The 6025-nt window shown below is 40.9% G+C and carries 5 protein-coding genes and 1 rRNA gene; 5 read left to right on the top strand and 1 reads right to left on the bottom strand.

What is annotated here, in order from left to right:
- The 3 genes from FTU98_RS13655 to erpA all read left to right on the top strand — a co-directional run.
- Positions 1-300 (top strand): RNA-guided endonuclease TnpB family protein (locus tag FTU98_RS13655; RefSeq protein ID WP_179989758.1); only part of this gene is annotated, 300 nt, incomplete at its 5' end.
- 157 nt (positions 301-457) lie between these two features.
- Positions 458-1465 carry a putative solute-binding protein gene (locus tag FTU98_RS13650; protein ID WP_131261901.1) on the top strand — a complete coding sequence of 336 codons (1008 nt, stop codon included), beginning with the start codon at positions 458-460 and terminating at the stop codon, positions 1463-1465.
- A gap of 133 nt (positions 1466-1598) precedes the next feature.
- The gene (gene erpA / locus FTU98_RS13645; protein WP_004969742.1) at positions 1599-1934 is read left to right on the top strand and encodes an iron-sulfur cluster insertion protein ErpA; all 336 of its coding nucleotides are present in this window, start codon (positions 1599-1601) and stop codon (positions 1932-1934) included.
- 131 nt (positions 1935-2065) lie between these two features.
- On the opposite strand, the gene FTU98_RS13640 is transcribed toward erpA, so the two are convergent.
- Entirely contained in the window at positions 2066-3193 is a 1128-nt protein-coding gene (locus FTU98_RS13640) for an anhydro-N-acetylmuramic acid kinase (RefSeq protein ID WP_180051559.1), read from the bottom strand.
- Between the two features lie 63 nt (positions 3194-3256).
- On the opposite strand from FTU98_RS13640, the gene tyrS reads away from it, so the two are divergent.
- Together tyrS and FTU98_RS13630 are read left to right on the top strand one after the other, a co-directional pair.
- A complete protein-coding gene (gene tyrS / locus FTU98_RS13635; RefSeq protein WP_179991025.1) occupies positions 3257-4489 on the top strand; it encodes a tyrosine--tRNA ligase in 1233 nt (410 codons plus the stop codon).
- 1210 nt (positions 4490-5699) lie between these two features.
- Positions 5700-6025: ribosomal RNA gene (locus FTU98_RS13630) — 16S ribosomal RNA — on the top strand; the annotation flags it as partial.

The raw sequence follows: 6025 nt of genomic DNA, 5'->3' as shown, positions 1-6025 counted from the left end.
GCACAAACCAGATTGGCTAAATCAGTGCTAGATGCCAGTTGGACAACACTAAGAACCATGCTCAAGTATAAATGCGAGAACGCAGGGGTATGTTATGAAGAAGTCAATGAAGCCTATACCACCCAAACTTGTTCGTGCTGTGGCTCACGCTCCAGTAGTCCGGAAGGTAGAGCAGGACTTGGAATAAGAGAATGGCAGTGTGTGGAGTGTGGTACGCTCCATGATCGGGATGTAAATTCCGCACTGAATATTCTTGCGCTCGGGCATGAGCGTCTAGCAGTAGGAATCTCCGTCCTTTAGGTCGGGGAGGATGTCAAATTGAAAGATTCGTCAATTGAGTCATATCAGCCAAAGATCAAAATTCGCTAATCTTAGCTTGATGAAAAGTACAGTGCTACAAAATTGAAGGTTTGAATCAATTTTGACCAGAAAAACAAAAAATGGAAGGAACTATAAAATGAAACAATGGACGCAAGCTTTATTATTCGGTGCAGGCTTGTCTTTAGCCGCCAGTGCAGTGCAGGCTAAGCAAGTGGTCTGTGTATTCGACTTGGTCGGTAAAAACGGTGATGTCTATAACTTAATGCAAGACTATCAATTGGCGGCCAAAAACTGGGGCGCAGAAATTGAGTTACGCGTAGGTCAAAACGAAGGCGTGATTGCAGAAGATTTTAAAGCAGGAAAATGTGATGGTATTAGTGTGACGGGCATGCGTGGTCGTCAATTTAACCATTTTACAGGCTCATTAGATGCAATTGGTGCGATTCCAGATTTAAAACTGGCAGTTAAAGTCATGCAAGGTTTGGCGAGTCCTGCTTTTGCCAAATATATGCGCAATGGTCAGTATGAAGTCGCAGGTGTCATTCCTGTGGGTGATGCCTTTTTGATGGTGAATGACCGCAGTATTAATAGTGTCGCCAAAGCCGCGGGGAAAAAAATTGCTGTTTTAGATTATGACCAAGCGCAAAAAATTATGGTACAGCAAATTGGTGCGCAAGCAGTAAGTGCCGATGTCACCAATTTTGGCAGTAAATTTAACAATGGTCAGGTCGATATTATTGGTGCGCCTGCTGCAGTATTCCGTCCTTTGGAACTACATAAAGGCTTAGGCACTAAAGGCGCGATTGTGAATTATCCAATTTTACAGGTCACGGGCAATATCATTATCCGCCCAGATAAATTCCCTGCAGGTTTTGGGCAAAAATCACGTGAATGGGTGAAAGGGCAGTTACCACGTGCCTTTGGTATTTTAGGCAAAATGAAAGCCGATATTCCTGCAAAATATTGGATGCAAGTACCTGCAGCAGATCAACCGGGTTATCAAAAAATGATGCGTGAATCGCGGATTGATTTAACTAAACGTGGTGTTTATGACAAACGCATGATGAAATTATTGTGGCAATTCCGCTGTAAAGAAGCGCCAACCAATTTTGAATGTGGCTTGCAGGACGAAAATTACAAATAATTGGAGAATCTTGAGGTAATTACTCAGAATTCACTTTAATTCTGCATCACCGTCCCAATATTGAGTATGCTATACTTGATAAGTGGTCTTTTTGCAGAAAAGACATCTGAATTGTACCTGAGGAAAATCCATCATGAATGCCCAAGCACTTGAGCTCACCGACAACGCTGCTAAAAAAGTTCGCCAATTGCGTGACAGTGAAGGTAATCAAGACTTAATGCTACGTGTATATGTGACAGGTGGCGGTTGTTCAGGATTTTCTTATGGCTTTAACTTTGCGGAAAGCCAAAATGAAGATGATGCAGAATTTGTGAATGGCGATGTAAAAATGCTGGTCGATTCACTCAGCTATCAATATTTAGTTGGCTCGGTAGTGGACTATATTGAAGGCTTGGAAGGTTCGCGTTTTGTGGTACAAAACCCGAATGCAACCACGACTTGTGGTTGTGGTTCTTCATTCTCAATCTAAGTATGATTTAAATATTTTTGAGTTTCAGCATCTGAAAAAGTAGATTGATGCACTCAAAATGATCAAAGCCTTTCCTATATAGAAGAGGAAAGGCTTTTTTGTTGCTACTGATCTGGTTTAAAAGTGCATCCTTAAACCAAAGTCATGGTACCTAAAATGCGATCACCTTTAGCCCCTGTGACCGCAGGTAAATTGCCACTTAATTGCTGACAAAAACGCATTGCCAACCAAGCAAAGGCGGTGGCTTCGACCCATGTTGGGTTTAGCCCTAAATCGGCTGTACTTTGTACAGTCCATTGATGTTTGCGCAAACGCCAGCGCAATTGCTCTAGCAAATAAGAATTATAGGCACCACCGCCACAGACATAGACTTCACCTGTATCCATGCCTGAACGATAAATGGCTTTTTTAATCGCGCGGGTGGTGAGCTTTAATAAAGTCGCTTGAATATTTTCAGGATTATCTTCCAGCTCGTCATATTCCACATCATTGCGCCAATCGGCAACCTGTTCATCTAGCCATTCCAAATTAAAGTCTTCGCGCCCCGTACTTTTTGGCGGTTCTTTAGAGAAAAATGCATGCGCTTGCAATCGATCTAGTAAGCTGCGAATCGGGTGTCCATAAGCAGCCCAGTTGCCATTTTCATCATACGGCTGACCTGTATAACGCTCACACCAAGCATCCATTAAAATATTGGCAGGCCCTGTATCAAAACCAGATACTGCTTCAGGCTGCCCCGCAGGTAATAAGCTGACATTGGCAATACCGCCTAAATTTAAAATAACCCGATGAATACTCGAATGTTGAAATAAGTTTTGATGGAAAGCGGGCACTAACGGTGCGCCTTGTCCGCCTGCAGCCATGTCACGACGACGAAAATCTGAAATTACAGGAATTTGGGTGATTTCGGTGATGATGTTCGGATCACCAATTTGTAAAGTAAAAGCATGTTCAGGACGATGACGAATGGTCTGGCCATGCGAACCAATCGCTTTAATTTGAGATTTATCCAGTTTATTTTTTTCAATCAGGCTGTTAATACCATGTCCAATCATGGTGGCTAAAGCCACATCTGCTTTGCCCATGCGGTCAATTTCATTGTCACCTGGCAAAGTCAGTGCCATGAGTTCGTCACGTAAATCGGGATCAAACGGCAAAGTCAGGGTCGCGTGGAGTTGCAGTGGATCAAAAGAAGCAGCAACAAGATCGACACCATCCATACTTGTGCCCGTCATTACCCCAATATAGATCGCTGTCATGGTTATTCTATAGCCTGCAATATGCTGAAAAAGTGTTAGTATATCGCACAAATTGAATAACTGATGTGTTTGGATTTCGTGATGTCAAATTTCCTGCCAGCTGAAGAACAACTTGCTCTCATTCAACGAGGCACGCATGAAATTATTTCTGAAGAAGATCTTCTAAAGAAATTAAAAGAGAATCGTCCTTTAAAAATTAAGGCGGGGTTTGACCCGACTGCACCTGATTTACACTTGGGGCATACGGTATTAATCAATAAATTAAAAGTATTCCAAGACTTAGGTCACGAAGTATTTTTCTTGATTGGCGATTACACTGCCATGATTGGTGACCCAACAGGTAAAAGTGCTACACGTCCGCCGTTGTCACGTGAAAAAGTCTTGGAAAATGCCAAAACGTATCAGGAACAAGTTTTTAAAATTCTTGATCCAAATAAAACCAAAGTGGTGTTTAACTCTGAATGGTTTGCAACAAAAACTGCAGCAGACTTAATTCAGTTGGCATCGCAGCAAACCGTAGCGCGTATGTTGGAACGTGATGACTTCACCAAGCGTTATAACAACCAGCAACCGATTGCGATTCACGAATTTTTGTATCCGTTGGTACAAGGTTATGACTCGGTGGCATTACAAGCCGATGTAGAATTGGGCGGTACAGACCAGACCTTTAACTTGTTGATGGGACGTACCTTGCAAGGTCGTTATGATCAGGAAGCACAAGTTTGTATTACTGTGCCAATTCTTGAAGGTTTAGATGGCGTGAATAAAATGTCTAAATCTTTAGGCAACTATATTGGCGTATTTGATGCACCGGGTGCGATGTATCAAAAAGTCTTGTCGATGCCTGATGGTCTGATTGAGCGCTATTTTGAATTACTCAGCTTCAAGTCGATGGATGAAATTGAAGTGTTGCTCAAAGAAATGGCAGAAGGTCGTAATCCTCAAGAAATCAAAAAGATTTTGGCACTCGAATTGGTTGAGCGTTTCCACGGCAGCGAAGCTGCAGCCAATGCCCATAAAGGTGCAGGTAATATCATTACCGAAGGTGAATTACCTGAAGGTACGCCAGAAGTGACGATTTCACGTGCTGAATTTGGTGGTGAATTATTTATTGCTTCTATTGTACGTGCTGCAGGTTTAACCAAAAATGCCGCACAAGCCAAAGATGCTGTTGCACGTGGCGCAGTAAAAGTAGATTGGAATGTGGTCGACGCAGGTTTCTCGGTCAAAGAAAACGCAACATATATTATTCAGGCGGGTAAAAAAGCCATTGCCAAAGTCACATTTACGGACTAGATCCATTCTAAGTGATTGAAATAAAAGCAGGCTTCGGTCTGCTTTTATTTTCTGTTTGGTATATTAATTATATGAATAAGTAAATTCAAAAAAAACCTTATAAAAACAACACTTAAATTTTGCCAAGCAGCTTGCATTTTTGCTCAGTTATGTATAAGATTTACCCATCTAGACACAGTGTACAAAACAGATCTAGAGGGTACTTATAACTATAGCTCCACAATTTACAAGTCCCTTCCCCAAGGGACTCTTTTTTTCGTATAACTATAATAATGATATATGGATCGCATATAGATTCAACTCCGAGGGAGAGATTTTGGGAGAGATCTCTTTCTTTTTTTTGCCTCTAGTTTTGTTGTGGTTTATATCTAAAGGTAAAATGTAAGATTACTTCTCTTTGTTTTATAAAAATTTTCTTAAAACTTTAAGACCTAATTCAAATTTCAAAGCTACTTATATATGGTAAAACATCTTGTAAGTAGTGCATGTGGATGGCGCGATCTAAACTTGCCGAATAGAAGAGTAGGTTTGTCAACTTGAAGTCGGTAATGCAAATGCTAAGCATCAACTTTGAATTAACGGACAAAACCACCAAGCTGACATGAAATCAATGCTAGATGTACGCCGTATGTAGGAATATTATTTTGGATAATGCAAAAGCATTTTTAACAGAGATGTAAAATTTTTTAGATGTCGCAAGACAAAAAGAATCATATACATTGGCAATCGTTGATTACAGCCTGCAAAACTTGACCGATTTGAGTCCATAAAAGTATGGATGAAAAAGTCCTGTTTACTTTGTAGATGGGAGTTTTTATTTAAATTTGATGAAAAAATAGCTAAAAAATTAAAAAACCAAGCATTTTTGTAGAAAAAAAATACATACGTGAAAAATATTCTAATTTTGGGCTTGCAAAGATTTTGAAATCCCCTAGAATGCACTCATCCCGACGCGAAACAGCCTACGAACTTAGCTTACAAGGTTGAGTTGTTAGAAGTGTTTTGCGTTAAAATTTCTGCTGACGAGGCAGAAATTGAGATCATTAAGAGATTATGAAGAACAACTTGTGTGGATTTTTACTGATTGATTAATCGAAGATATTTCATTGATTGATTGGTTTAAATTACTCGAAGTTTATTTGAGCGAAATTTAAGTCAGAAAATTGATGAGCCAGATTTGGAAGTTTAGATTAAAACTTCAAAATGATTTTAACTGAAGAGTTTGATCATGGCTCAGATTGAACGCTGGCGGCAGGCTTAACACATGCAAGTCGAGCGGGCAAGGTTGCTTCGGTAACTGAGCTAGCGGCGGACGGGTGAGTAATGCTTAGGAATCTGCCTATTAGTGGGGGACAACATTCCGAAAGGGATGCTAATACCGCATACGTCCTACGGGAGAAAGCAGGGGATCTTTATGACCTTGCGCTAATAGATGAGCCTAAGTCGGATTAGCTAGTTGGTGGGGTAAAGGCCTACCAAGGCGACGATCTGTAGCGGGTCTGAGAGGATGATCCGCCACACTGGGACTGAGACACG

Origin of the sequence: Acinetobacter sp. YH12211, from assembly GCF_013418015.1 — a bacterium.
Lineage (GTDB): Bacteria > Pseudomonadota > Gammaproteobacteria > Pseudomonadales > Moraxellaceae > Acinetobacter > Acinetobacter towneri.
This window is presented reverse-complemented; position numbering and strand designations above follow the sequence as displayed.